Here is a 26001-nt window from a genome sequence, read left to right as displayed (position 1 = left end):
TTCGTAATTAAATTCTCTGATTGAGTTCCGTTCTCGTTTTTGGGTGACCCCGGCTAAACTTTTATTCTCAAACTCTTTTCCTGTGGAGGTTGGTCGTGTTGCGCACATTTCGATTATTTCAATTATTCTCGCTGCTCGGCGTGCTGTCGTTGTCATCCGCTCTGTTCGCCGACCAGGTCACGCTGAAGAATGGCGACCGGCTTACGGGCACGGTCGTGAAGTCCGACGGCAAAACGCTGGTCCTGCACACGGATGCCGCTGGAGACGTCACTCTCAAGTTCGACACGATTCAGGAGATCAAGACCGAGCAGGAATTGCACGTCAGCCTGAAAGGTGGCAAGACCGCGGTCGGCCCCGTCACGACCACCGATGGCAAGATTGAGATCGTCACCAAAACCTCCGGCACCGTCGAAGCGGCCAAAGACGATGTGACCGAAATCCGCAACGACGCCGAACAGACCGCCTACGACAAGTCGCTGCATCCGGGACTGATGCATGGTTGGCAGGGCGGCGCGAACGTAGGATTTTCCGTGGCCCGCGGCAATAGCGAGACCGAAAATCTTGCCATCGGATTCAATGCCGTCCATCCGACGCTGAACGACAAGATCACGCTGTACGCGAATTCGATCGACACCCAGAATAATCTTGCCACGCCCAGCACGGTTGCGAACCTGGTTCAGGGCGGCCTTCGTTATGACCATAACGTGAGCGATCGCCTGTTCGTCTTCGGGGCCGGCGACTTCATGAGCAACGCGCTCCAGTACCTCGATCTGCGCCAGGTCTACACCGGCGGCTTCGGCTACCACGCCATCAAGTCCGACGCGACGGTGTTAAATATTCTCGGCGGCCTCAACTACACCCATGAAACTTATTCGAATGGGGCAGAGATCTTACCGGCGACGAATCCGCCCACCTTCGCCTCTTATGGGGTGACCAACCGGTTCGCGGCTCTCACTCTGGGCCAAGAACTGAACCAGAAACTCGGCAAGAGCACGGTCATCACCGAGAACTTTTATTACTATCCGGATCTCCAGGACACCAGCGATTACCGCACGACCTTCAACTTCGGCACCGTCACAAAAATCAGCAAATGGCTGGGCTGGCAAAATCAGTTCGGCGACATTTATGTCTCCAACCCGCCGACTGGCGCAAAGAGTAACGACCTGATCTTCACCACTGGACTGAACGTCGCGTTCACGCACTAAGCTTGCCTGGAATGCAGTACTGGAATTGGGAGCCGGGGCGGTTTTCGTTTCATCTGGCGAGGCCGCCAACAGCAGGTCCCCCACTACGTCCTCGCTGGCTCTCGGGCTTCGGTCGGGATGACAAGAGCTGTATCGTCGCGAGCACGGGCCTTTCCAAAAATCAAAGGCCACTTCTCGCGCACAGCACGCGCGAGAAATGGGGCACCCGGGAAGTTTGAATCAGAAATCGTCAATCTGAAATCTGCAATCGCTTTCCTAGTCGATGCCGTGGATCCTCATGCTGACCAGCTTGTCGATGCTCAAGTCGTGAATTCCGCGCGAGCGCATGTCGGCGATGTATTCCGGCGTTACATTGTGGATTCGCATCGCGATCAGTTCGTCCGGATCGGGATGCGCAAAGCCGAGTCCCTGCACCTTGGCGATGAACTCCGGCGAAACGCCATGAATCCGAAAGGCAATCAGCTTCTCCAACTCGATGTGATCGTATCCGACCTTCTTCAACTGTTCCATCCATTCCGGAGTCGCGCCATGAATGCGCATCGCAATCAGCGTGTCTTCATCCGGCGAGTAACCCGCCTGATGCAGGCTATGAATCATCTGCGGCGTTACGCCATGAATGCGAAACGCTACTAGCTTATCGCTGTCGGAAATCGTCAATCCCTCCGCCCGCAGAGCCTGAATAAAAGCTGAGTCCACTTTGAAGATGCGGAACGCAATCAGCTTGTCGGTGTCGAGATTGCTGAGATGCTCGTTCTTGATCTCTCGGGCGAAGTCGAGGGTTACATCCATCACCGCCATGCCGTATTGCTTCTCTTCATCGACCGGGAACCCGAGCGCCTGCATCTCCCGCGGAAAATTCGGATCGGGATGAAAATGAAATAGTCCTGCGCCCTCGCCATCGTTCAGAAACCCTTCGCACTCAATTTTTCCCGCATCGCGCGTGATGGTGAAGTGAACGTCCTGGCGTCCAGATTTTGAGAAGTCGACGCCTTGAAACGAATTCGCCGGCCAATCGGATTGATGGCTGGAAGTTCCGCCATGATGATGTTCGATCAGCGAGAATTCGACTTTGCCGGGTTCGTCGGATTTGCTGAGCGTCCAATCGCCGCTGCGCACTTCAGCTTGCGCGTCGTTTCGCGTTTCATTTCGCAACTCTGCGGCGCGATTCTTGATGACGAACAGAACTACGCAGCACGCAAAGACCAGGTAAGCAAGGGTTCGGCGCATTCTCATAGTCGTCTCCTTATCGAAATCGAGAGTGAACACTCGCGGCGCTGTGCTCGTTGCGCCGGGCTTCGCCCAGGCTTGGACGGACGAGGCGTCCGTCGCTCCATGAGCGGTTTATAGGTCGGCCTTGGAATCCAGAATTCCCAACTGCCGCAGTTGAATCAGTTTTTGCAGCGTCAGATCTTTGAAGCCGTGCTGCCTGGCGCGCTCGATGAACTCGGGCGTGACATCCTGCACCTTGGCGCCGATAATCTCATTGACGCCGACCTTGAATCCCGCGGCCTGCAACGCCTTGATGTATTCGGGACTTACGTCCTGCACCTTCATGCCGATCAGTTCGTCGACTGACGGTTTCAGGCCGAGGGCCTGAATCCCGCGTACATATTCGGGAGTGACATCTTGCACCCGCATGGCGATCGCTTCGTCGGCGTTCGGCTGCAAGCCTTGCGCATGCAGGCCCTTCAAATATTCTGGAGACACATCCTGCACCTTCAGGCCGATTACTTTGTCGGCGGTGACGGCAAGACCTGCGGCTCGAAGTTCCTGAACATATTCTGGAGTCACGCCCTGCACTTTCAGGCCGATGAGTTGGTCGATGTCGGGATCCAATCCCGCCTCTTTCAGGCCGCGATAATATTCGCCGTCGACGCCCTGCACTTTCAGGCCGATTAACTGCTCCTCGTCGGGCTTCAGACCCGATGCGTGCAACTGGCGGACATATTCCGGCGTGATGCCCTGCACGCGCATCCCGATCAGGCGATTCGCATCGGGCTGCAGGCCTTCTTGCTTCAACTCCCGAACATATTCCGGCGTTACGTCCTGAATCTTCAGAGCGATTAACTGGTCGACGGTGAGATCGCCGAGGCCCGCGGCTTTCATGCCGTCGATGTAAGAGGACGCCGATACCGGCGTTGAAGGCGACGCCGCTGTTGCTCTCGCCGCTGCCTGCGCGTCGCTCTGGCGGTGCGCTGGCTTCGAAGCTGCTACGCCTGGCGAACTGGCCGCGGAGACAGCCTGGGCTTGCCCGATCATGGCAGCCCGAGCCGACGGCGGATGCGCCATCCCCAACAGTGCAGTGCCGGCAACCAGCGCCGCAGTCAAACAGAGTATGCCGCCGATCGCGCCAATGCCGCGCATTCCAGCGCCTAGCGTTTTCAAACCGAGGACGCGCACGACGCGCTCGGTGAGCGGACCGCGGTTCGCCGCCATCGCAAGTGCGGGTGCGCTGCGCCACTCTTCCATCAGCGTAAGCGCCCGCGCGTATTCCAGGGCGTTGCCGCATAGGGCGACCGCCACATCGTCGCAGCAGTGCTCGCGTTCCGCGCGAATCCGCTTATTCAGCCACCAGACCGCAGGATGGTAAAAGAGCAGCGTCTCCACGCAAACCTGGAAGACATTCAAGAAAGGATCGAGGCGTTGAATGTGCGCCAGTTCGTGAGCGATCACCGCCTGGAGTTGATCTTCCGAAAGCCCGGAGAGCGCAGTCACCGGCAGAAAGACGACCGGCCGGAACCATCCAACGACCGCGGGAGCCTGCAACCACTTGCATTCGCAGTAGTCAATCGCTCGCCGCAATCCGAGTCGATCCTGAAGCGTGTAGCAAATCTCAAGCACGCGTTCGCTTACCAGTAAAGACTGCTTGCGCCGTTTGCGCTCGAGCAGAAAGAATCCGCCCGCGGAACGCAGGCTGAAGAGAGCCACGCCCAGCAGCCAGCTCTCGACCAGGTACGGCAGCACGTCGTATGCACGCCAGGGCGATGCTGCGTCGTTAGAAAATGCGCCGCTCGACGATCCGTTGTGCGACAAGGCAATCGGGCCATTCGCCGCCACGATTGGCCAGGTGGGGCGGAGACGCCTTTCTGCAACGGCGGAATGCTGTGCGTAGAAAAAGAAAGTGGCCACCGGAGCCAGCAACATCAGCGCCAACGCACTCACGCCCGCCACATAGCGCGCCGATGCCCGCTGGCACGATGCCATCAATACCGCGGCCAGCGCGGCCAGAGCAGTTCCCTGCCACAGGAAGTGCAGCAGCGCCCATCCCAGGGCCTGCATTGCCGCCGGGGAAAGCCAATTCGTCAGAGCGCTGGTCGTCGCTGTAGCCATCGCCGGTGTAATCATCTTCGCTTCCTTTCGTATTCACCAAGCTCATACTCATCCAGCAAATGCCGCAGCTCTTTGATCTCTTCCTGCGAGGCCTTACTTCCCGCCAGCGCATGCATCATGAGCTGGCTTGCCGAACCCTCGAAGACGCGCTGCAACATGTCCCCGGCAAGCTGACGTTTGGTCTGCTCCGCCGGCAGGCATGCTTCATAGACATGCGCGCGCTGGGTTTCGTTTCGCCGGACCGTGCCTTTTGTCGTCATGATTTGCAGAAGCTTCAGCACCGTGGTGTATCCCAGTTCCCTTTTCTCGCTCAAAGCTTCATGCACTTCGCGCACCGTAGAAGGCCCGCGGGTCCACAACACGCGAAGGATTTCCAGCTCGGAAGCGGTGGGTTTATCGGGAGTCGGCTTCATGAAGAGGACGATACTACGAAGATGTTCGTAGTGTCAACGAAAATCTTCGTAGATGGCGGGTGGGATGCTTTTGTCCTTGAATGCCCAAAGAAAAAAAGGCCGCGATCGGAATCGCGGCCTTGTCTCGCGAGTTGTCTGAACTTCTACTGTTCGCCGGCTGAGGCGCTGCTACCCCAGAGAGCATTGCTGCCCCACAACGCGTTGCTTCCCCAGAGGGCGTTACTTCCCCACAGCGCGTTGCTGCCCCAGAGTGCGTTCGATCCCCAGAGCGCATTGGACCCCCACAAGGCATTGCTGCCCCATAAGGCGTTGGTGCCGGTCATGGTCGCCGACTGCGCACCGGCGGTGAACTGCGTCGATCCCCACACCGCCGAGTTCGCCCAGGTCGCGGATGTATTCCAGACGGCAGTCGGGTTGTCGTTGAGATAGACGTTGCCGGTGCTCGCGTCATACGACGTTACCGGCGACATTGCGGTTCCCTTCGCTACTACCGTGCTGCTGAGCGCGGCTTCCACGTCGAGGTAGCCGGCGCCCACCGTGAACACGTCATACTGGTCGGTGTAGGTGATGCCGGTGGTCGGATCTGTGGTGCTGCTGGAAACCGGAAACGTCTTATAGGCCGTCAACATCAGCCGCGCCTTCACCTGATCGGGAGTAAGGCTGGGACTTTTCTGAAGAAGGTCCGCGACCGCTCCGCTGACTACGCCCGCGGCCATGCTGGTGCCGCTCAGAGTGAAGTAATTGGGCGACGATGCACTGTTTCCGCCGTTCACGTAATAGCTGTAGGGCACTTGATTGCCGGGATATTGGTTATAGAGCGTCGAATTCGGAGCCCCGATTGAGACCAACAAATTACCCGGCGCGACCAGGTCGGGCTTGGCGATTGCATCCACAACCGTCGGGCCTTTGGAACTGTAGCTGGCGATCAGGTCGTCGGTTCGCGTTGGCGTTCCCATCGTCTTCATCGCGCCCACGGTGATCGCGTAAGGATCATTGCCGGGCGAGGTAACCGTGGCATAGCCATCGGTCTGCTGAAAGCGGCCATTGTTGCCCGCGGCCACGACTACGACGATTCCACTCTTCCAAGCCTTCTCCACTGCCTGGCACAGCGGATCGAGCGTATACGATTCGTAGATAGGACGGCCCATCGACAGATTGATGACGCGAATGTTGTACTTCGATTTCAGAGAAATTGCCTGGTTGATGGCGGCGATCACAACGCTGTCGGTGGACGCGCCGTTCGCATCCAGCACTCGCAGATTGATGATCTTCGCTCCCGGGGCAATCCCTTTGAAGGTCTTGTTATAGAGAAAGCCGGTGGAGTTAAAGCCATCGCCAGCGATCAGGCCGGCGACGTGCGTGCCGTGTCCGTAAAGGTCGTGCGGGTTCGAATCGCCCGCGACGAACGACTGTTGATACACCACTCGCGAAAGCAGCCCGCCATACAGATCGAGGTTATTGCTCACTCCGCTGTCGATCAGGGCCACGCCAATACCGGCCCCGGTGTAATTGGACTGCCAGGCATACTCGGCATTTACGGCGGCGGCGGCGTTATTGAGCGACGGCGCGAGCGGCCGGTCGCTGCTGATATATAACACGTTGGACTGGTTCGCCAGGTTGTGGATTCCGTTGCCGTCGAGCAGCGCAACCACGCCATTCACCAGCGGCAAGTCGCCGAGGATTGTGCCCCCCAGCTTCAGAATGTCATTGAGCAGGCAACCGACCAATCCGAGGAGCCCGCTGCAATTCAGCTGGGTTCCGGGTGCGTATTGCACGATCACCTGGACCTGCTGGCTGCCGTTATAGTTTTGCAGTTCCGGCGAAAGTTTTGGATTGCTGGCGGTGCCGGCGTGGGCCAGACTTACCGACCCCAGCAGCACGATCAAGATTAGAAGCACGATTCTTTTCATATTCCCCCACTCGTATTTCCTACTCGAGCGCCTCAGGGCGCGTAACTACTCCGCAAGTGACCTATAGATATGCAGGTGCAAGCCCAAAGGCGGTACAGTTTTACCCTTACTTATCAGCGGCTTAGGCCGTATTGCTTGGCACAGACAAAGGGCACTTTGTCCCATGGCGCGGGCGTGGGACACCTTGTCCCGACGTGGAAACTGTTCAGACGCCCGTCCGGCCCTGTTGCTCCCTTTGTAAATGACTCATTTAACTTGGAACCCTCCGGTAACCTTTGGTAATCGGAAAGCGACGTTTTGGGCGGACAGCCTCCTATTCTTGGTTGAAAATTTCAGTTAACTATCATGTCCTGGGGACGTTTCATTGGCGCACGTGTGTTTATCTCCGGCGTAGCATTTGCCGCGGCCGTGTGCTTTGCTTTGGCGTTCTCGCACTGGCACTCCAGCGATCCGGTGAAGTTCGCGTGTTACCTGATCGCGGCGCTGCTGGCCTCGTCGCTCAAAGTGACCTTGCCGGGCGTCGAAGGCACGATGTCGGTGAACTTCCTGTTCACCCTGCTCGGAATTCTCGAACTAAGCCTGCCCGAAACTTTGCTGATTGGGCTGGCGGCCACGATCGGCCAGTTTTACTGGCGCCCCGCGCGCCAAGTGAAGCTGGTGCAACTCATCTTCAATCTTTCGCAAGTGACGGTATCGAGCGCGGTAGCCTACGGCGCCTATAAGCTCGTGGTGCTGTACATTTTGCACGCACCCGGGCCACTCGCGCTTCTGGTCGCCGCCATTACGCACTTCGCCCTCAATACGGGCGCCATGTCGACAATCATCGGCTTGACCGAGGACAAGGCCGTTTTTAAAGTCTGGACTGACATTTATCTTTGGTCATTTCCCTACTACATCGTGGGAGCGGCGGCGGCGGGCCTGGTTCACTTCTTGAACGGGCACATCGGCTGGCAATCGTCTCTGTTGGTTCTGCCGCCGATTTATTTGATGTATCGCTCGTATCGGCTTTACCTGGGCAAGCTCGAAACCGAGAAACTGCACGCCGAGCAGGTTTCGAGTCTTCACCTGCGAACCATCGAAGCTCTTGCACTCGCCATCGAAGCCAAAGACGAAACCACCGGCGAACATTTGCAGCGCGTACGCGTTTATGCCATGGAACTCGCCAAGGACCTGGGCCTCAGCGAGGACGAAACCGAAGCCCTGCGCGCCGCTTCCGTGCTGCATGACATCGGCAAGCTGGCCGTTCCCGAACACATTATTTCGAAGCCGGGGAAACTGACGCCGGAAGAATTCGAGAAGATGAAAATCCACCCCATCGTGGGCGCGGAGATTCTGGAGCAAGTCGATTTTCCGTATCCCGTGGTGCCGATCGTGCGCGCTCATCACGAAAAATGGGATGGCAGCGGCTACCCGCATGGCTTAGCCGGGGAGGCGATCCCGATTGGCGCGCGTATTCTCTCCGCCGTCGACTGTCTGGATGCGCTTGCTTCCGACCGGCAATACCGCAAGGCGCTGCCCTTGAACGAAGCTATGGCAAAGGTCGCGGCGGATGCGGGAAAAGCCTTCGATCCGGAAGTGGTGAAGATTCTGCGACGCCGCTACATCGAGCTCGAGAAACTGGCCAACGAGCAACCGTTGCAATCTCCGCCGAAGTTGTCGACGGATATCAAGGTGGAACGTGGCCTGGCTCCGGACGCGGGATTCGCCGAGTCTGCCGAAGCGCCGGCCGATGCTTCCGACTCCGCGGATTCGACGGGGCGCATTTCGGCGGCGCGTGAGCAGGGACGTGAAATTCTCGATCTCAACCGCCAATCGGGATCCGCGCTGCGGTCCGAAGACATTCTTTCCCTGCTCGCGGTGCGTCTAAAACGGCTGGTGCCGCACGATTCCATGGCGGTGTACTGCGCGAAGAATGGCGCACTCGCAGCCGAGTTCGTGAGCGGCGATAATTTCCGCTTATTCTCGTCGCTGAGAATTCCCGAGGGTGAAGGACTCTCGGGCTGGGTCGCGCAAAATCACAAAGCCATCCTCAACGGCAATCCATCGGTGGAGCCCGGCTATCTGAACAGTTCCAGCCGGCAGAATACACAGCAGAATACCGAGCAGAATACAAAGTTCAGCACGCTGCGCTCCGCTCTGGCGGTGCCGCTCGAGGGAACTGCTGGAGTTGCGGCTGTGCTGGCTCTCTATCGCGCCGCAGCCGACGCGTTCACTCCAGACGATCTGCGCGTAGTGGAAGAAATTGGTGCGGGGATGGGAATCGCGATCGAAACTGCGACCAAACCCAAAGCCGTCGCCACCACCGCGGGAGCAAAGTAGCGCCGCCGTCTCGGCGGCTGTCACGAGGGCGTCCCGCCCTCGGCGCAGAAAGCGAAATCAAGTTAAAACCTTTTGCGGTACGCTTGCTCCCAGCGCGGCGGGCGAGACGCCCGCCGGACAGCCGCCGGGACGGCGGCGCTACATGCGGATTGGACCTCATTGCTGCGTTATACTTTCCCGCTATGCGACTCCTTCCGATTTCAGCACTGGCAACTCTTCTTGTCTTTCTTTCAGCCAGCGTCACGGCGCAGTCTCTCCTGGTCGTGAATCAAGGCGACACCAATGTGAGCATCGTCGATCCCGTCACCGCGAAACAGGTGGCGACCATCGACGAGAAAGTTGTCGGGGTGCATGGCCACGAAATCGCGGCCTCCGCCGATGGCCGCACGGCGTTTGTACCGATCTACGGCAACACCGGCGTCGGCAAGCCGGGTATCGATGGACACGATATGCTCGTCATCGATCTGCCATCGCGCTCGATCGTCGGCGACATCGATTTCGGCCACGGCGTGCGGCCCCACTTCCCGCTGCTCGATCCGGCGAGCGGAATGCTCTATGTCACGACCGAATTGGACAAGACCGTGATCATCATCGACCCACGCACCCGAAAGATTGTGGGCGCGGTTCCGACCGGGCAGGAGCAGTCGCACATGCTGGTGCTGTCGCACGACGGACGACTCGGATACACGTCGAACGTGGGACCGGGCACTGTTTCCGTGCTCGACATGGTTGGCCGCAAGACGCTCGCGATCATTCCGGTGTCGGGCGAGGCCCAGCGAATTTCTATCTCCGCCGACGACAAGCTGGTATTCACCGCCGATCAAACCAAACCGCAGCTGGCAGTAATCGATACGGCAGCCAGGAGAGTGAAAACGTGGGTGGCGTTGCCAGGCTTTGGTTACGGCTCGGCGGCCACGGCTGACGGCCGCTGGCTGCTGATCGCGATACCGGCTACGAACCAGGTGTCGGTCATTGACCTGCAAACCATGAAAGTCGCTCGCAACATCGACGTCGGCGAGAAGCCGCAGGAAATTTTGATTCGGCCCGATGGGAAGGTGGCTTATGTATCCTGCGCCGGCGCGGGGAAAGTTGCGGCGATTGATCTGGCGCAGTGGACAGTTCAGGCGCAGATCGCTACCGGCAAGTACGCCGACGGCCTGGCCTGGGCAGAGTAGGGGACAGTCGGGCGAGAGATGAATGACATTATTCTCAGCCGGCGAGTTCATCCGGCGGAAGAGGCTCGAAAAATTCCGGGCCGACTGCCAGCTTGCCTTTCAAGATGCCTAGTTTTCGAGGACCCTTTCGGCTCGAAGGGCTCACTTTCACAGCCACGCACGGCTTTTCGATCGGGTTGGAATCGGTCGTTTTGACGTCGTGAGTCGTGAGCTTTTTCATGGCAGCTTTGGATGCGTTAGCTAATCCTACCCAAATCAAGATCACTATCGAGCAGCGAGCAATATCCGGTCTTGGTGCAGTTTGGCTTCGCACCGGGCGGTAAAGCGGGAGATCCCTCTCTGCGCCTGAAGAACGGCTCCGCTGGGGATCACAATCCAGTTTAGCAAGCAAAACTGAACCACTGCCAAGGTCCGCGCCATAGTTATTCCAGCTCAAAGCTCACATACAGCAACCCTGCCGAGCGCTCGACTTGCAGCACCACAGGATCGCCGGTTTTCAGCGCCGCCAGCGCCGCACGCAGCGTCGCAATGGAATCGATCGGCGTAGTATTCAATTGATGAACGATGTCGCCAGCCTGTAAACCGGTATCGGGCATGATCAGGTCGGCGGCCCGTCCGATCACGATCACTCCAGTTGGAATTCGCAGCGACAATCGGGATCGCATGTCGTCGGTAATATCGATGCCCAAAACTCCCAGCCGGGGAATCAAACTATTCTCAGGATTCACGGTGTCGAGAAGTTCGTCCATGTGATCGCGGGCCTCAATGGCCGGCACGTACAGAGTTTTCTTTTCATTGCCGCGAAGAATTTCCAGCTTCACCACCTGATCGAGACGATGCAGATATAGAGCTGACGTGAGCGACGGCAGAGTTTCGATGCGCCGGTCGTCGGCGGAAAGGATGATATCCTGAATTTTCAGACCCGCGGCGGCGGCAGGGCCGTCCGGCGTTACATCGACCACCACCACGCCCCAATGCTGCGGCAGATGCAGGCCTTCGGCCAGCGTGGGCGTAATCTCCTGCGCGCCCGCGCCAATTTCTACGCGATGCACGTGGCCATGCTTGCGCAGGCTGCGATACACGAAATCGACGATGCGCGCCGGAATGGCAAATCCCAGACCTTCACTGCCTCCGCCTTCAGACAGAATAAACGTGTTGATCCCGAGGACGGCACCGTTCATATCCACCAACGGGCCTCCGCTGTTGCCGGGATTGATGGGAGCATCGGTCTGCAGGTAGGTAATAGCTTTCGTGGGGTCGGGCTGGCGCGCGAGTGCACTGACGACGCCCATGGTCACCGAATTCTGCAAGCCTTCCGGACTGCCAATTGCGAACACCAACTGGCCCACATGCGGCCGCTGTTGGCTGATCAATGGCAGCGTCGGCAAAGCGGTCTCGTCAATTTTCAGCAGCGCCAAATCGGATTCTTTATGTTGCCCGATGAGATGGGCCTCCAGAATTCTCCGCTTGCCAATGGGAACCTGACCGGCGGAATCGCCCATCGGAAGCGGCAGGGCGACGCGAATGCGCTGCGCGCCTTCGACCACGTGAGCGTTCGTCATGATGTAACCGTTGGAGTCGACGATTACACCCGAGCCTACCGCATGCTGGCGGACGATCAATGCGGTCTGCGACCGATCCTCCTCCCGCAGGGGTCCATAGCCGGTCACGAGAATCTGTACCACGGCCGGCGACACTCTGGCCGCCAAAGCTTCCAGCGCGCCATTCAGTTGCACCAGAACGTTAGGTGGCTCGGAAGCTTTCGCATCCTCGGCGGCCGGAACGGTACTCTTTTGTCCGGGAGCCTGGGCCGCGGGCTTCTGCGCGGTTTGCGCGACGGCGATTCCCATTGTTGCGATAAAGAGCGCAATGACGACGATCAAAGTTGGAAGAGATCGAACTTGAGAATTGCTGGTTCCATTCCAGATCGTCATATTCATGCACTCCTGTTTCGCTCGAGGCTGTCTGAAGAAAACACTATCACGCAAGGCCTGCCCCCGTCGTTCAGTCGGCATCATCGTAGCGCCGCTGTCCTCGCGGCTGTCCCGAGGGCGTCCGGTGTGGGGTAAGCGGAATGGGCCAAAAACTCTTAACATGGGTAGCTTTAGCGCGGCGGGCGAGACGCCCGCCGGACAGCCGCCGGGACGGCGGCGCTACTAATACGCTCATCTCAGGGGGAACCTAGTTGCTACCGTTAACTAATGGGTTATCAGGCTTTTACACGAGTGTCTTTCGTGATATAACCCAGCGTGAGCACAAAAGTGGGCTTGCGCCCGCCAGGAGCTTGGTTTTGCCGAGCTTTCTAATGTTTTCAGAAGCTTGGTCCAATTGTGTGATCGAATCGTGGGTGATGGGAATAATGTTGGCCTCATTCGCAGACGAGAAGAAGACGACAGGCCAGCCTAGAGGAGGTACCGTGGGCGAAGAAGCACGGACCGGAAAACGGTTCCCGCTGGAATTGCCGATTAAGATTCATCAGGGCGAAACCGGCGGAGACGCCAAAGGAGTGACCGGCAATCTGAGCGCGGCGGGAGTCTACATTCGCGCGGATTCCTCGATGCAAATCGGTTCGCCGGTGGAATTTGAAATCACGCTGCCCCCGGAGATGACCGGTGGCCAGGAGAATGTCACCATCCAGTGCAAGGGCCGGGTGGTGCGCGCCGATGAAACCGGCGAGGGCGGCGAAGGGCGCGGCGTAGCCTGCGTGATCGACTCCTACGAGTTCGTCAGGAACTCATAGCCGTTGAGAAGGCGTGTGAACAAGATTCTTTTCGTGAACATACTAGCTAGTTTGACCAAGTCATTCTGAACAAGACTTTTGTGGAGCGTTAACAACATGCTCAAACTGATTCTGGCCGATAACCAGGCGATCTTCCGGGCGGGCATAGCCAAAGTGCTGGCCGTGGAAGATGAAATGCGGATTGTGGCCCAAGCCCAGACGCCTGAACAGATGTTCATGGCCCTCGACAAGTTTCGCGCCGCGGTGCTGGTGGTGGCCGCGGGATTTCATAATGACTTCGCCGCGATCGTCGTCGCCGCCAACAAAGCCAAGACTCGCGTGATTGTGCTCGCCGATACCGGCGAAAGCGCACAGCGGCACATGTCGAACGGCGCTCACGGGGTGGTTTATCGCAACGTGACCAGCGCGGCGCTCGTCGATTGCGTGCGCAAAGTCGCGCGCGGCGAAACCTGGGTGCAGGATGTCGCCGTGCCCAGCGAACTCACCGAAAACGATATGGTCGGCCTGCGGGTGCGCGACCGCCTCACCGCCAAAGAACTGCGCATCGTCGCGCTCATTGTTCAGGGCTACAAGAACAAAGAAATCGCGACGCAGCTTGGCACCACCGAGCAGGTCATCAAGAATTACCTGCGCAACGTCTACGACAAGATCGGCGTGTCGGACCGGTTGGAGTTGGCGCTGTTCACCATTCACCACAGGATTCTGAACGAAGCCGCAGCCGCCACAACAACCGGCGCGGTGCCACAACCGCCGGCAGGAGTTGCGCCGTAGCTTTCAGTTATGTTCAAAGGGCCGCCTGCGGGCGGCCTTTCTGGTTTCTAAGTTTCAGCACTGTAGAGCGTGAGAATCTCTCCGTCGGAAGCTACGGCGTGAACTTGAAAACAGATCCCCCCCGGCCGTTCCCCCTTCGACGGTCGTGCCGTATAAGTTGCCATCCCGATCCGATATTAAAGCTGCGTAAGGAATGAATCCTCCCGTACTACCGCTGCCGAAAGGATTGAATTGTTTTACTTATTTGTTTGCCGAATACGACGGTAGAACCGTCTCTGTGAAATTCCAGAGTGCCAGCTCCGGACTTGGTTTCCCCTTGGCGTGCATCGTTACTGCTCCTCCAGCATCTACCTTCCATGAAATTCCGGCAGCTTGGACGATCCGGACTTAAAGTTCCCGCCTTGAGTTACGGCACTGGCACATTCGGCGGCGGCACCGAATTCTTCAAAGCCTGGGGCGCCAGCGATGTTGCCGAGGCCACCAGGCTCGTCGATATCTGTCTGGAAGCCGGTGTAAATCTATTCGACACGGCGGATGTTTATTCAGACGGCCGCTCCGAAACGATTCTCGGTAAAGCAGTCGCCGGGAGGCGCGACAAGGTCTTGATTTCCACCAAGGCAACGTTCCGCATGGGGCCCGGTCCGAACGATCTGGGCTCATCGCGTCACCATCTAATTCAGGCGTGTGAAGCGAGCCTGCGCCGCCTGGGGACCGACTATATCGACATCTATCACTTGCACGGCTTCGACGCGCTCACGCCGATCGAGGAAGTGCTGAGCACACTTGACCAACTAGTGGAGAGCGGAAAGGTCCGCTACATCGCCTGTTCGAATTTTTCCGGCTGGCACCTGATGAAATCGCTGAACGTGTCCGACCGCTATGGCTGGCCGCGCTATGTTGGCCATCAGGTCTACTACTCGCTGATCGGCCGCGAGTACGAATGGGAACTGATGCCGCTGGGTCTCGATCAAGGTGTGGGCGCGCTGGTCTGGAGTCCGCTGGGCTGGGGACGGCTGACCGGGAAAATTCGCCGCGGCCAGCCGTTGCCGAAAGAAAGCCGACTACACAAGACTGCCGATAAGGGGCCACAAGTGCCGGATGAATATTTATTCAGGGCGGTCGACGCGCTCGAGGACGTTGCCAGGGAAACTGGGAAAACTGTGACCCAGGTCGCGTTGAACTGGCTGCTGCAGCGGCCCACAATCTCCACCGTAATTTTCGGTGCGCGTAACGAAGAACAGTTGCGGCAGAATCTCGGCGCAACCGGATGGGCGCTGACATCCGGGCAAATAGCCGAACTGGACCGCGCCACCGACGTGCCTCCAATTTATCCTTATTGGCATCAGCGCCAGTTTACCGAGCGCAATCCCTTGCCGTTCGGCAGCGCAGAGTGAATATGGTAGGGGAGTTGGTTAGGCCCAAGTCAAAGGGCCAGAGCCAAAAGCAGCGGGCAGGAGTGCCCGCTCCACACGAACCTCTCCACGTAGACCTCTCCACCCTTGTGTGGCTTACTACTTCGAGTAATGACTAATCAGTGTGCCGGCCGCCGCATCGCAGGCATTGAAGGTATCGCCGCCGGCCTGATTGGTCATGACCAGCACCGCGAAATCTTTTGCCGGCGCCATCCACACGACGGCGTAATTTTGCAGGTTGCTTCCGGCATGATTAAGGGCGCGTCCGCCTGCCCAGGGGCGATCCACAACGATCCAGCCGAAGGCGTAGTCTCCGCCGAACGGCGGCGTGTGCAGACGCTTGAAAGTCTCCGGCTTCAGAATTCCCGCCTCACCCTGCTCCCCGCGCAAATGCGCCGTGATGAATTTTCCCCAATCGATGATCGAACAGTGCACCGTTCCGGCGGGCGCGATCGCCGGCGGATTATCCGCTCGCGGGCCGGGTTCGATCGCGTTGTGTGTTCCCCCGTCAACCTTGTGCTGCCACGGCTGATCGATATTTCGCTGATCGGTATTCGCTCCTGGAGTTCCCATCGCGCCAAATCCGCAGCTCTTCATGTCGAGCGGATCGAAGATGCGCGTCTGCATCAGCGCTTCCCAGGAAATGTCGGCAACCTTCTCCGCGATCGCCCCGGCCACGGCATAACTGCGATTCGAGTAGAGAAACGTGCTGCCCGGCTCGTTGACCGGAGGCTCGCTCAATATCATTGCAATGTAAGCCGCGCGTTGCTCCCGCGGCGTCCCCGGCAGACTGTGCACATCACTGAAAGTTTTTCCGGCGGGCCAGCTCGCATCCGTAAAACCGGCGCGATGCGAGAGCAGTTGATCGAGCGTGACCTTCCGGTACGCTGGATTCATCTTTGGTACAAGTTCAGGAAACACTTCATCGAGCGTCGTGCTCCACGAGAGCTTCCCTTCCTCGACGAGAGTTGCCAGTAAAGTCGCGGTCATGGCCTTGGTATCGGAGCCGAGATGGAATTCGTCGTTAACGCCGACCGGAGTGTTAGTCCCGTACTTGCATCGCCGATCGCTCCCACAGCGGAGAGTCCCTTGCTCGTGACAATGGCTCCTGCAAGGGCCGGCAAATCATATTTCTGGCGGATGGGATCGAGCAGCGAGTTCAGATTTTGGGGCGAATTCGTATTCGCAGAGTCACAGCTGAGAATCGGCATGGCGGCCAGGGCCCACAGAACCATGCCCAGAACACATGCGCAGCTGCCGGAAGAGGCGATGATGGGATACCTCGGCCTGAGTGTACGCTGTTGTCAATTGTCCCCGAAGAACATTTGCCGCAGCAGCGTTACTTGCGAGCTGCCTTTCGTGCCGAGACAGCCGACTCCTGAACCAGCCTTTCCAGCTCCTGGTGCAGACCTTTTCGAATGATCTCCAGGTTCTGCTCGTGCGCATCCCGCAGTTGTTCGAGCAGAGGCTTTTGCGAATTCGGCGATGGCATAAACCGCACCGAGTTCGCGGTTCGAAACGCTTTATTCAACAGGGGGTACTCGTTCATCAGAATATCGTCGAGCGTGGAGTCGTCCCAGGAGTTCACCTCCAGAGACCCGTTGTCGGTAGGAGACAAGCGCAGAGCGAATCTGGACATCGGCCGTGCGCTCGCGACGCTCTCACCCGCCTCCAGTCCCAGACTGCTGGCCTGCTCGCGGGCATTTACTTCGTTCCGGGCAGCGGTGACGATGCAGTCTCCACTCGTCAACCGCAGAACATACAACATAGGCGCCTCCGCACAGACGGTGTTCCGGTTTGATGCTTTGGGCCCAGTTCATGTTGACACGGAAATTAGGACTCGGAATATTGGCTGGCCGGGTTCATCTTGATCGGTTCATCTCGATAGGTTCATGTTGATAGGTTCATCTTAATCGGTTCAGGTAATCCCGATGCGATTCATTCATACAGGAGGCTGACTCGCAGGACCGTTTTGGGCTGTGGAAATCCGGTCCCGAGAATTTTCTCAGTATCCCGGGAAGGAATCCTGCTAAGAAAATCAGCTAAGCTTCTCGCCCACCGATTTCGCCTGCGTGAACAGAAATAAGTAATCCGGGCCACCCGATTTAGAATCCGTTCCCGACATATTAAAGCCGCCGAAAGGATGCGCGCCCACCATCGCGCCCGTACATTTGCGGTTGATGTACAAGTTGCCGACGTGGAACTCGCGAATCGCGCGGTCGATCTTATCCCGCGACTTGGTGTACACTGCGCCGGTCAGGCCGAACTCGGTGTCGTTGGCGATTTCGAGCGCGTGATCGAAACCGCGCGCCTTAATCACCGCCAGCACTGGCCCAAAGATTTCTTCCTGCTCGAGCTTTGATTTCGGCGGAATGTCGGCGAATACCGTCGGCCTGATAAAGTAACCTTCGCCCGCATCGGCAGCGCGTTCGCCACCGGTGATGAGCCGGCCATCTTTCTTGCCCTGCTCGATGTATTCGAGAATCGTCTTCATCGAGCCTTCATTGATCACCGCGCCCATGGCGGCGTTCTCGGTGACGTCGCCCACCTGGATCTTTTCAACTCGCGCTTTCAATTGTTCGAGAAATTTATCGTAGATGCGCTCATCGACGATCACGCGGGAGCACGCCGAGCACTTTTGGCCTTGAAATCCAAAAGCAGCTTGCGCCGTGCCTTCGACCGCCGAGTCGATGTCGGCGTCGGCGTCGATGATCATGGCGTCCTTGCCGCCCATCTCGAGAATCGTCCGCTTGATCCAGATCTGCCCGGGAGCCTGCGTTGCCGCAACTTTATTGATGTGCAACCCAACTTCGCGCGAACCGGTGAACGCAATGTAGCGCGTCCTGGGATGCGCGACTACGGCATCGCCGAAACTCGCGCCCGCTCCGGGACAGAAATTGACCACGCCCTCCGGCATCCCGGCTTCTTCGAGCAGCTCAAAAAACTTCGCGGCAATGGTCGGCGAATCGCTCGACGGCTTCAGAATGACCGTGTTGCCGCTGACGATCGAGGCCAGGGTCATCCCGGCCATAATTGCGCAGGGAAAATTCCACGGCGGAATCACCGCGCCCACACCCAGCGGAATGTACATCAGCGTATCGCGCTCGCCGGGAAGTTGGATGGGCGTCTGCGCCTTGGCGAAGCGCAGCGCCTCGCGGCCGTAGAACTCGCAGAAATCGATGGTCTCGGAAATATCGGCGTCCGCTTCCGCCCAGTTCTTCGAGACCTCAAAGACCAGCCACGCCATGTATTCCATCTTGCGCTGCCGCAGCAGGTCACCCACGCGAAACAGCAGGCTGGCGCGCTCTTCGACGCTGATGCGGCTCCACGATTCGAAGGCTGCGAGCGCGGCCTTCATGGCCGGCTCCACATGATCCTTGCCCGCCTTCTGATGAATGCCGACAATTTCCGACGGCCGCGACGGATTCAGCGACTTGATCTTGTCCGCGGTCTTGACGCGCTTGCCGCCAATAATCAGGTCGTACTCGCGTCCGAGCTGGCCTCGGACTTTGGCGATGGCCGCGCGCATGCGCCGCGCGTTCTCTTCGTTGCGAAAATCGTAAAAAGGCTCAGTAACAAACGGCCCAAGATGCATCGTAGTGCGAGGTCGGACGGGGGCTTCCAACGTTGCCATGGGGGAGATCCTTTCGAACTGGGGATGAGAAAAGTAGGAGTCTTCTAAGGCATTTTACACCTCGGAGGGCGGCGAGGATCTCGGGTGCATCCGCCTCGCCGTGATCGAGCCTTATGATCCTATGCGAAGCACGAGAAGGAAATACTTCTTCGACGCTTTCGACGCTTTGATCTTTGCCCGGCCCGACGATGGACGCCGACAAACTACGCGCTTTCATTCCAGACATAGAGGAAGGTGGCATCGCTGGCCGTGGCGACGCCGCGTCCGGTTTTGTGAATCGCCCGATTCAGCGCGGAGCGAACCTTCTCCTTACTTTCCACCAATTCCGCGAGCGGCACTTTCAAGGCAATGCCGGGCGCCAGTTGATCGAGATCCGAGAGGATACGTGTCACAACCAGCTTATGCTTTCCGTTACGTCCCTGCGGAACATCCACCTGCACCATGGTTTTGAAGTTCATCGGAGCTTTCTTGTTTTGCGCTGTCATGGATTTGTCCTAACCGTTCACCCTAACGTTAACCGAACGTAACGTAAACGTATCATGACGTAACGGTATATGCAAGCACAAAAACGACTCCTAAAAAAGAGGATTCGACCTCTCGCCGGGCGGACCTTCCCGTCAAGCAGATGAGGCCGCGCGGAATCGACGCGGTACTTAACGATTCGCTGGCGTTAGTTGACGAACTGTAGAGGCCCTAAATGCGCCGTGCGGACTCCAAAGAGATTCCAAAAGATCTGACCCGTACGAAGTGAGAGCTGCTAAGTTTGGACGTAATCAAAGGAGTCTCCCATCATGCGAAAGAAAGAAACTTACTTCGAACAGATTCCGGTGCGGAACGTGAAGGAAATCATCGTGCCTCTTCCGCAGAGCAAGGAAGCCAAACTGCCGGTTTCCCACCCGGTTTCCCATAGTGTGCTGCATTGCGCGATCTGCTCGCAGCCCGTCCCGGTAGAAACCGCCAAGACTGACAGCCATGGGAGAGCGATTCACGAGGCCTGCTATCTGTTCAGCGTGGCCGGGAAGATTACGTCCTCTGGAACCCTCTCGGGCTCGAACGCATAAGGCCCGCCTTTTATCGGCGCGATGAACCGGGCCGGGGCGACGCCCGGCTCTTGCGACGAGCGATTTAGCGCCGATCGTCTGAGGTCTTTGCGCGGGGCTCGGGCAGTGCTCGTGGGTGCTTGGCATGGAGGTTTCGCGCACTCCTCTTGCCCGCACCGCTCGCCCCCAATTCTCGCCAGTGCCCGCATCTCAAGCCGGGCATTATCCTGGAGCAGTTCAGCCCTGCCCATCTAGATCCTTTCCTGCGCTAATTCCTGCTCCTCCCCGATGAAGCTGAATGATAGACTCGAACTTTTTCCCGAGAGGAAGTGTCATGAATATTCAGCGAATCGGTGTGGTGGGCGCTGGCACGATGGGCAATGGCATCGCGCATGTGTTTGCGCGCGGCGGATTCAGCGTCGTGTTGTGCGATGTGGACCAGCGCTTTGTGGAGCGCGCGATTGCGACCATCGCCAAAAATCTGGAGCGCGAGGTCGCGAAGAATAAGATTACCGCCGCCGACAAAGATGCCGCGCTGGGGCGAATTCAAATCGCGATCGACCGCGGCCAGCTGGCGGACTGCGATTTTGTCGTCGAGGCGGCGACCGAGAAATTTGAGATCAAGACTGAGATCTTTCGCGATCTCGACCGGCTCATCCGGCCGGAAGTTATTCTGGCGTCGAATACGTCGTCGATTTCTATTACCAAGCTTGCGGCACTCACAAAGCGGCCCGACAAAGTGATTGGGATGCATTTCTTCAATCCCGTGCCGGTAATGAAGCTGGTGGAAGTCATCCGGGGCCTGGCTACCTCGCAAGAGACTTTTTCTGAAACTCGCAACCTATCCCTGAAGGTCGAGAAAACTCCGGTGGAAGTGAACGACGCGCCCGGCTTCGTTTCGAACCGCGTGCTGATGCCGCTGCTGAATGAAGCCATGTTTACGGTAATGGAAGGCGTAGCTAAGGCTGAGGCGGTCGACGAAGTGTTCAAGCTGGGGATGGCGCATCCCATGGGCCCGCTGACGCTGGCGGACTTCATCGGGCTCGATGTTTGCCTCGACATCCTGCGCGTGCTGCACGAGGGGCTCGGCGATCCCAAGTATCGGCCGTGCCCGCTGCTGATCAAGATGGTCGACGCGGGCTGGCTGGGCCGGAAGAGCGGGCGCGGGTTCTACACGTATTAATGATCCGGCTTTCGGCTTCCGGCTTCCGGAACGCGCCGTCGGACCTCAGGCGTTGGACCTTGTTCCTCAGAGGAGACAAATTGGAATCTCTTCCCGGGCCGAAGGCGAGAGCCGGAAGCCACCCTTAAGTGCTGGCTAACCAAAAAGTAACTCCCCGTTCCACAGGATGGACGCGTATGCTGCGAACATGGGTGCGTTGAACATGGGTGCGTTATTGTGGGAGCCGCTGCGGTGGGAATAAGCGTGGCGATGCTGGCCTCGGGCAGCCGCGGGAATTGTGCGGTTGTGGCCAGTGCGTGCACGAAAATTCTGGTCGATGCCGGCATCTCTTGCCGGGAAACTTTTAAGCGCATGAAGGCGCTGGGCGAGGATCCGCACTCGCTCACGGCGATTCTCATCACTCACGAGCACTCCGATCACGTCTACGGATTGGCAACGTTGGCCAAGAAGCTGCGCATCCCAGTATTCATGACCGGAGGGACGCATCAGGCGTGGGCGCGGGCCATGCGCAACGACAAGGGCGAGCGTCCGAAGCTGGAGAAGTTTGAAGCGTTCGCAGCGGGCCATCGCTTTCAGGTCGGCGATATTGAAGTGAGGCCCTTCACCATTCCCCACGATGCGGCCGACCCGGTGGGATTTACCTTTCACGCCGAAGGCATCAAAGTTGGCGTCGCCACCGATCTGGGATATTTGCCGGTCAGCGTGCGCGATCATCTGCGCGGGTGCGATGTGTTGATCATGGAGTCGAATCACGATCTGGAAATGCTGCGGGGGGGGCCATATCCGTGGTCGGTGAAGCAGCGGGTGATGAGCCGGGTGGGGCACCTGTCGAACCTGGCGCTCGCCGATTTCTTTTTGAACGACTATGATAATAGTGCAACGTTTGTCGTGCTGGCGCATCTCTCTGAGCAGAACAATCATCCGGAAATAGCGCGGAGAGAGGCGGAAAAGGCTCTGGCCACGCGGGGTGGTTTGTTCCAGAACCGCGTACTTCTGGCGTCGCAGAACGAGGCGATGGAGCCGATTCGTCTTTAGGGCCACGGATCTTTAGGGCTTGGTCTTTAGGATCGCTCTTAGTCGGCGTATTTCGTCGGCGTATTTCGCTTGCGCGCTTCGCGAAATCCTCATGAGTCAGCAGTGCATCGATCCAATCGTAGGCAAGATTCTGGCGGGCTGGCGCTATGATATTTCCGGCCTGGCGCCGGAGATGTGCGGCGACTATGAAAGTCATTTCGCAGGTTGTGAATACTGCCGCACTCGCCAGCAGATCCATCGCATGATCGATGTCGGGCTGATTGCGCTGGCTTCGATTTCTGCGGTCGTTTTTTTGCTGGCCTTTGGCGTGATTTGGCGCCTGGGGCCACGGCATGCCTTCTGGTTGGAAATTGCCGCGCTGGCCGGCTTCGCCCTTTCGGCTCTAATCTGGCTGGGCGTAGCCGTAGCGACGCCCGCTCCGGTCACAGTCCTGGACGCAGCCAAACATGGCGCCCGGCGCGTGCACGACCGCTTGCCGGAGGAGATCCGGCAGAGGCTGCCGGAAGAACTCCGCGTCAAAATTACCGGAACCTAACTTCGATATGCAAGGGATCACTGGTATCGTTGCCTCGTGGTTGCTGTTTACGTTAGCCGCGGTCTCGCCCGGCGCAGCGATGCAGTTTCCTGAGACGCAGCCGGCTCATTTGGGGGGCTGTCATAATCATCAGCCCAGCCACCAGCCGGGTGATCGGCCAACGGCTCCGCCTGCTGCGCCGACAAACTTTTCTTGCTGTGTCGGCGGCCATCACGAGGCGATTCCGAGCGCTGCGTTTTCGCCGCAACCGTTGACGGCGCGAGTCTGCCGGAAAAATGGTGCGGAGGTTCTCATCAGCGCCTTGCCGATTCCGCATTCTGCCTGGTCCATCGTTCCTTCCTACAGCCCGCCGGGCGCTGCTCCGCTGCGAATCTAGTTCTCTTAAGCTTTTCCCCATTTGACCCGAAGGCTGCCCTCAGGCGCTAAAGCGCGGATACTTTTTTGATCGCTAACGGCACGAGTGAACTCGTGCCCTTCCCGTTACGGGCGCTCGCGAGGTTCTTCCTTCACATTCGCAACGAGATTTTTCCGCGCATTCGTAACGAGGTTTTCGTGAAGCTATTTGCTCTCTTACCTCTCGCGAAGCTATTTGCTTTTTTATTTTTGATCACACTGGCTTGGGGGCAGCAGAGCACGCCGGCGGATTCGGCAGTTGCGAGTCCGGCAGCGACTTCCCAGGACAGGTCCCAAGACTCTTCGATGGCAGGAAAATCTATGGCAGGAATGCAGATGTCGATGGACGAATCGATGGCGTCTCCACTGCCTTCTCCGCATGAAGGTTCCGGAACATCCTGGCAACCAGCTTCAGTTCCGGGCAATGAGTGGATGTGGATGCACGGCGGGTGGATGCTGATGGCGCATGGCGTGATCTTCATCGATTACAACCAGCAAGGCGGCCCTCGCGGCGAGGGCAAGGCCGAGTCGGTGAACTGGGGCATGCTGATGGAACAGCACCGGCTGGGCGCGGGGACGATTCTTTTCCGGCAGATGTTTTCCGCCGAGTCGCTGACCTCGCCGCATCCGGGATTTCCCGAGCTCTTTCAGACGGGAGAGACGTATCATGGCGAGCCGCTGGTCGATCATCAGCATCCGCATAATGTGTTTGCGGAACTGGCGGCGCTCTACACGCTGCCGCTGACCAAGAAAATTTCCTGGGAATTGTACGGAGGGCCGTCGGCTGAGCCCGCGCTGGGCCCGGTGACTTTCATGCACCGCGCGTCGGCGTCGGAGCTGCCGCTGGCGCCGTTGAGCCATCATTTGCAGGATTCGACGCACACCAGCTTCGGGGTCGTCACGACCGGATTTGCGATCGATCGCTTCCAGCTGGAAGCTTCCGCCTTTAATGGGCGCGAGCCGAATGAACAGCGCTGGAGCATTCAACTGGCACCGCTCGACTCCTGGTCGGGGCGATTTTTCGTCGCGCCCAGCTCGAACTGGACGGCGCAATACAGCATTGGGCGTCTGGAGCATCCGGAGGCGCTGGAGCCGGGCAGCCAGTGGCGCGAGACGGCGTCGGTGGAATACAGCCGGCCCGGCTTATTGAGCGAGAAGATGCGCGGCAAAGCATCCGGTAATTGGGCGACGTCGCTGGTCTGGGGGCGTGTGCATAAAATCGCCACGAACACGACGCTGAACAGCTATCTGCTCGAATCGACGTTGAATTTTTGGCAACGCAATTACGTTTTTTCGCGGGTCGAACTGGTTGACAAGGATGAACTGTTTCCGCAGGCGGCGGTGCACCCGGTATATCGGATCGGCGCCTACACGTTTGGCGGCGAGCGCGACCTGGTACAAAACCATGCGTGGCGACTCGGGCTGGGCGCCGACCTGACGATCTATTCCAAGCCCGCCGCGCTCGACGCCAGCTACGGCAACTTCCCGGTGTCGTTCCAGATCTTTTTACGGATGCGGCCGGGACGGCGGGAGCAGGTTCACTCTCATTAGCGCCAAAAAAATCTCTCATGAAACCAGATTCCGCCGTAGAATGTTTTCGTAGTCCTCCCCACATTCGCGCGAGAATTTCTTGTCGGCGACAAACAATGTCGTTTGGATGACATAATTTTAACGGCGTTATTCTGATCGCATTTTGCGATGGCATTACGTGCATGATCAAGGCCGTGAAGACACTGCGGGCGGTGCAGTGGTCGATGCTGGCCAGCATCGTTCTCTGCGGAATCGTGGGAGAAGCGCTTGGGCCCGCGGCGCGGACGGTCGACCCTGCTCTGAGCTACCTGTTTACCACGCTGGGCGTGGCCGTGGTTGGGGTGATCTTCGTGGTGCGCCGCACGCTGACGCTGCGGGCGGAGGGAAGTCTGGCCTCGGATCCTGAGGACAGCATCAGTCTGAATCATTGGAGAACGGGGTACTTTGCCACTTACGGATTGTGCGAGGCTCTGCCTTTGTTTGGGCTGATCCAGCGCTTTCTGGGTTCGACCTTAGAGCAGAGCGTGCCTTATTATTTAGGCGGCTTCATCTTGCTTTTCTTCTTCCGGCCTCGCCAGCCGGTGAGTTCCTCAACTGTACCGGAGGCATGAATGTCGATCGACGGGCCGGCAGAATTGCAAGGCATGCGCGCCGCCGGGGCCGTAGTGCGAGCCATGCTGACGGCGATGAAGGCCGCAGTGCGCCCGGGCATTACGACTCTGGAACTGGACGATGTGGGCGGAGCGGTCATGCACGAGCAGGGCGCGCAGTCGGCTCCGGCGATGGTCTATCAGTTTCCCGGAGTCAACTGCATCAGCGTGAATGAGGAGGCGGTTCATGGCATCCCGAGCCAACGCGCGCTGCAGAATGGCGATCTGGTCAAGCTCGACGTAACGATCGAAAAAGATGGGTTCATGGCCGACGCAGCCATTACCGTGCCCGTGGGCGAAGTCACCGAGGAGGCGCAGCGGCTGGTGGACTGCGCGGAACGCGCTTTCGCGAAAGCGATGCTGGTGGCGCGGGCGGGCTTTCGCGTCTCGGAAATTGGACGCGTAGTCGAGCGCGAGGTACGAAAGAGCGGCTTTTCCGTGATTCGCCAGCTCGCCGGCCACGGCATTGGACGCACCATCCACGAGCCGCCGATCGTGCCCAACTATCACGATCCCAAAGCCGACCAAATTCTTACCGAAGGCCTCGTCATAACCGTCGAGCCCATTATCGCCGCCGGATCGGGACGGTCGCAGATGGCTTCCGATGGCTGGACGATGGTCACCGCGGATCGGCGTCCCTCGGCGCATTACGAGCACACGATTGTGATCACCAAGGGCGCGCCGATTCTTCTCACCGCTGCCTGAGCGGGTGCAGCATGGGTTTGG

Annotated in this window: 22 protein-coding genes and 1 pseudogene; 13 read left to right on the top strand and 10 right to left on the bottom strand. The window is 58.5% G+C overall.

What is annotated here, in order from left to right:
• The first annotated feature begins 95 nt into the window (after nt 1-95).
• Nucleotides 96-1205 (top strand): DUF481 domain-containing protein, encoded by a 1110-nt coding sequence (locus VGM18_15235; GenBank protein HEY3974357.1) that lies wholly within the window; start codon nt 96-98, stop codon nt 1203-1205.
• 255 nt (nt 1206-1460) lie between these two features.
• Here VGM18_15235 and VGM18_15230 read toward each other — a convergent pair whose 3' ends face one another.
• From VGM18_15230 to VGM18_15215, 4 genes are all read right to left on the bottom strand, one after another.
• On the bottom strand, nt 1461-2438 hold the full coding sequence (locus VGM18_15230; GenBank protein ID HEY3974356.1) for a DUF732 domain-containing protein: 978 nt from the start codon (nt 2436-2438) through the stop codon (nt 1461-1463).
• A 108-nt stretch (nt 2439-2546) separates the two neighbouring features.
• Nucleotides 2547-4550 carry a M56 family metallopeptidase gene (locus VGM18_15225; GenBank protein ID HEY3974355.1) on the bottom strand — a complete coding sequence of 668 codons (2004 nt, stop codon included), beginning with the start codon at nt 4548-4550 and terminating at the stop codon, nt 2547-2549.
• Nucleotides 4547-4948 (bottom strand): BlaI/MecI/CopY family transcriptional regulator, encoded by a 402-nt coding sequence (locus tag VGM18_15220; protein ID HEY3974354.1) that lies wholly within the window; start codon nt 4946-4948, stop codon nt 4547-4549. Before VGM18_15220 ends, VGM18_15225 begins: the two co-directional genes overlap by 4 nt.
• Nucleotides 4949-5091: 143 nt before the next feature.
• Complete coding sequence (locus VGM18_15215) at nt 5092-6858, bottom strand: S8 family peptidase (protein ID HEY3974353.1); 1767 nt, start codon at nt 6856-6858, stop codon at nt 5092-5094.
• A 345-nt stretch (nt 6859-7203) separates the two neighbouring features.
• On the opposite strand from VGM18_15215, the gene VGM18_15210 reads away from it, so the two are divergent.
• On the top strand, nt 7204-9177 hold the full coding sequence (locus VGM18_15210) for an HD domain-containing phosphohydrolase (GenBank protein ID HEY3974352.1): 1974 nt from the start codon (nt 7204-7206) through the stop codon (nt 9175-9177).
• Nucleotides 9178-9359: 182 nt separating this feature from the next.
• Entirely contained in the window at nt 9360-10352 is a 993-nt protein-coding gene (locus tag VGM18_15205; GenBank protein ID HEY3974351.1) for a cytochrome D1 domain-containing protein, read from the top strand.
• A gap of 34 nt (nt 10353-10386) precedes the next feature.
• Here VGM18_15205 and VGM18_15200 read toward each other — a convergent pair whose 3' ends face one another.
• Both VGM18_15200 and VGM18_15195 read right to left on the bottom strand, forming a co-directional pair.
• A complete protein-coding gene (locus VGM18_15200) occupies nt 10387-10572 on the bottom strand; it encodes a hypothetical protein (GenBank protein HEY3974350.1) in 186 nt (61 codons plus the stop codon).
• A gap of 202 nt (nt 10573-10774) precedes the next feature.
• A complete protein-coding gene (locus VGM18_15195; protein HEY3974349.1) occupies nt 10775-12286 on the bottom strand; it encodes a trypsin-like peptidase domain-containing protein in 1512 nt (503 codons plus the stop codon).
• A gap of 482 nt (nt 12287-12768) precedes the next feature.
• Between VGM18_15195 and VGM18_15190 the strand changes: the two genes are divergently transcribed.
• The 3 genes from VGM18_15190 (at nt 12769) to VGM18_15180 (ending at nt 15257) form a co-directional block, all read left to right on the top strand.
• Nucleotides 12769-13092, top strand: coding sequence for a PilZ domain-containing protein (locus tag VGM18_15190; GenBank protein ID HEY3974348.1), 324 nt, complete (start codon nt 12769-12771; stop codon nt 13090-13092).
• Between the two features lie 96 nt (nt 13093-13188).
• Nucleotides 13189-13863 (top strand): response regulator transcription factor, encoded by a 675-nt coding sequence (locus VGM18_15185; GenBank protein ID HEY3974347.1) that lies wholly within the window; start codon nt 13189-13191, stop codon nt 13861-13863.
• 356 nt (nt 13864-14219) lie between these two features.
• Entirely contained in the window at nt 14220-15257 is a 1038-nt protein-coding gene (locus tag VGM18_15180; protein HEY3974346.1) for an aldo/keto reductase, read from the top strand.
• 117 nt (nt 15258-15374) lie between these two features.
• Here VGM18_15180 and VGM18_15175 read toward each other — a convergent pair.
• The 4 genes and pseudogenes from VGM18_15175 to VGM18_15160 all read right to left on the bottom strand — a co-directional run bounded on the left by VGM18_15175 (nt 15375) and on the right by VGM18_15160 (nt 19394).
• Nucleotides 15375-16310 (bottom strand): annotated as a pseudogene (locus VGM18_15175) (serine hydrolase domain-containing protein).
• 304 nt (nt 16311-16614) lie between these two features.
• Nucleotides 16615-17043, bottom strand: a complete 429-nt coding sequence (locus VGM18_15170) for a hypothetical protein (protein ID HEY3974345.1) — start codon at nt 17041-17043, stop codon at nt 16615-16617.
• 270 nt (nt 17044-17313) lie between these two features.
• On the bottom strand, nt 17314-18909 hold the full coding sequence (gene pruA, locus VGM18_15165; GenBank protein ID HEY3974344.1) for an L-glutamate gamma-semialdehyde dehydrogenase: 1596 nt from the start codon (nt 18907-18909) through the stop codon (nt 17314-17316).
• A 203-nt stretch (nt 18910-19112) separates the two neighbouring features.
• Nucleotides 19113-19394: a hypothetical protein gene (locus tag VGM18_15160; protein ID HEY3974343.1), complete on the bottom strand. Its 282-nt coding sequence runs from the start codon at nt 19392-19394 to the stop codon at nt 19113-19115.
• Nucleotides 19395-19700: 306 nt separating this feature from the next.
• On the opposite strand from VGM18_15160, the gene VGM18_15155 reads away from it, so the two are divergent.
• The 7 genes from VGM18_15155 to map all read left to right on the top strand — a co-directional run bounded on the left by VGM18_15155 (nt 19701) and on the right by map (nt 25980).
• Nucleotides 19701-19970: a hypothetical protein gene (locus VGM18_15155; GenBank protein ID HEY3974342.1), complete on the top strand. Its 270-nt coding sequence runs from the start codon at nt 19701-19703 to the stop codon at nt 19968-19970.
• Between the two features lie 313 nt (nt 19971-20283).
• Nucleotides 20284-21132, top strand: a complete 849-nt coding sequence (locus VGM18_15150; protein HEY3974341.1) for a 3-hydroxybutyryl-CoA dehydrogenase — start codon at nt 20284-20286, stop codon at nt 21130-21132.
• Between the two features lie 231 nt (nt 21133-21363).
• Nucleotides 21364-22167 carry an MBL fold metallo-hydrolase gene (locus VGM18_15145; GenBank protein HEY3974340.1) on the top strand — a complete coding sequence of 268 codons (804 nt, stop codon included), beginning with the start codon at nt 21364-21366 and terminating at the stop codon, nt 22165-22167.
• 91 nt (nt 22168-22258) lie between these two features.
• Nucleotides 22259-22702, top strand: coding sequence for a hypothetical protein (locus tag VGM18_15140; protein ID HEY3974339.1), 444 nt, complete (start codon nt 22259-22261; stop codon nt 22700-22702).
• Nucleotides 22703-23416: 714 nt separating this feature from the next.
• A complete protein-coding gene (locus VGM18_15135) occupies nt 23417-24646 on the top strand; it encodes a hypothetical protein (protein ID HEY3974338.1) in 1230 nt (409 codons plus the stop codon).
• A gap of 161 nt (nt 24647-24807) precedes the next feature.
• The gene (locus VGM18_15130) at nt 24808-25236 is read left to right on the top strand and encodes a hypothetical protein (protein ID HEY3974337.1); all 429 of its coding nucleotides are present in this window, start codon (nt 24808-24810) and stop codon (nt 25234-25236) included.
• Complete coding sequence (map, locus tag VGM18_15125) at nt 25237-25980, top strand: type I methionyl aminopeptidase (GenBank protein HEY3974336.1); 744 nt, start codon at nt 25237-25239, stop codon at nt 25978-25980.
• Nucleotides 25981-26001: the final 21 nt, after the last annotated feature.

This window comes from Candidatus Sulfotelmatobacter sp. (assembly GCA_036500765.1).
Lineage (GTDB): Bacteria > Acidobacteriota > Terriglobia > Terriglobales > Acidobacteriaceae > Sulfotelmatobacter.
Note: the sequence above shows the minus strand (reverse complement) of the source record. Positions and strands in the feature narration are given on the sequence as shown.

Bases quoted from the DNA above. Each gene is read 5' to 3' on its own strand.
- VGM18_15200 (HEY3974350.1), bottom strand. From the start codon at position 10,572: ATGAAAAAGCTCACGACTCACGACGTCAAAACGACCGATTCCAACCCG.
- VGM18_15180 (HEY3974346.1), top strand. From the start codon at position 14,220: ATGAAATTCCGGCAGCTTGGACGATCCGGACTTAAAGTTCCCGCCTTG.
- VGM18_15185 (HEY3974347.1), top strand. From the start codon at position 13,189: ATGCTCAAACTGATTCTGGCCGATAACCAGGCGATCTTCCGGGCGGGC.
- VGM18_15160 (HEY3974343.1), bottom strand. From the start codon at position 19,394: ATGACAGCGCAAAACAAGAAAGCTCCGATGAACTTCAAAACCATGGTG.
- map (HEY3974336.1), top strand. From the start codon at position 25,237: ATGTCGATCGACGGGCCGGCAGAATTGCAAGGCATGCGCGCCGCCGGG.
- VGM18_15230 (HEY3974356.1), bottom strand. From the start codon at position 2,438: ATGAGAATGCGCCGAACCCTTGCTTACCTGGTCTTTGCGTGCTGCGTA.
- VGM18_15150 (HEY3974341.1), top strand. From the start codon at position 20,284: ATGAATATTCAGCGAATCGGTGTGGTGGGCGCTGGCACGATGGGCAAT.
- VGM18_15170 (HEY3974345.1), bottom strand. From the start codon at position 17,043: ATGTTGTATGTTCTGCGGTTGACGAGTGGAGACTGCATCGTCACCGCT.
- VGM18_15220 (HEY3974354.1), bottom strand. From the start codon at position 4,948: ATGAAGCCGACTCCCGATAAACCCACCGCTTCCGAGCTGGAAATCCTT.
- VGM18_15140 (HEY3974339.1), top strand. From the start codon at position 22,259: ATGAGTCAGCAGTGCATCGATCCAATCGTAGGCAAGATTCTGGCGGGC.
- VGM18_15210 (HEY3974352.1), top strand. From the start codon at position 7,204: ATGTCCTGGGGACGTTTCATTGGCGCACGTGTGTTTATCTCCGGCGTA.
- VGM18_15130 (HEY3974337.1), top strand. From the start codon at position 24,808: ATGATCAAGGCCGTGAAGACACTGCGGGCGGTGCAGTGGTCGATGCTG.
- VGM18_15205 (HEY3974351.1), top strand. From the start codon at position 9,360: ATGCGACTCCTTCCGATTTCAGCACTGGCAACTCTTCTTGTCTTTCTT.
- VGM18_15215 (HEY3974353.1), bottom strand. From the start codon at position 6,858: ATGAAAAGAATCGTGCTTCTAATCTTGATCGTGCTGCTGGGGTCGGTA.
- VGM18_15135 (HEY3974338.1), top strand. From the start codon at position 23,417: ATGGCAGGAATGCAGATGTCGATGGACGAATCGATGGCGTCTCCACTG.
- VGM18_15155 (HEY3974342.1), top strand. From the start codon at position 19,701: ATGCGAAAGAAAGAAACTTACTTCGAACAGATTCCGGTGCGGAACGTG.
- VGM18_15195 (HEY3974349.1), bottom strand. From the start codon at position 12,286: ATGACGATCTGGAATGGAACCAGCAATTCTCAAGTTCGATCTCTTCCA.
- pruA (HEY3974344.1), bottom strand. From the start codon at position 18,909: ATGGCAACGTTGGAAGCCCCCGTCCGACCTCGCACTACGATGCATCTT.
- VGM18_15225 (HEY3974355.1), bottom strand. From the start codon at position 4,550: ATGATTACACCGGCGATGGCTACAGCGACGACCAGCGCTCTGACGAAT.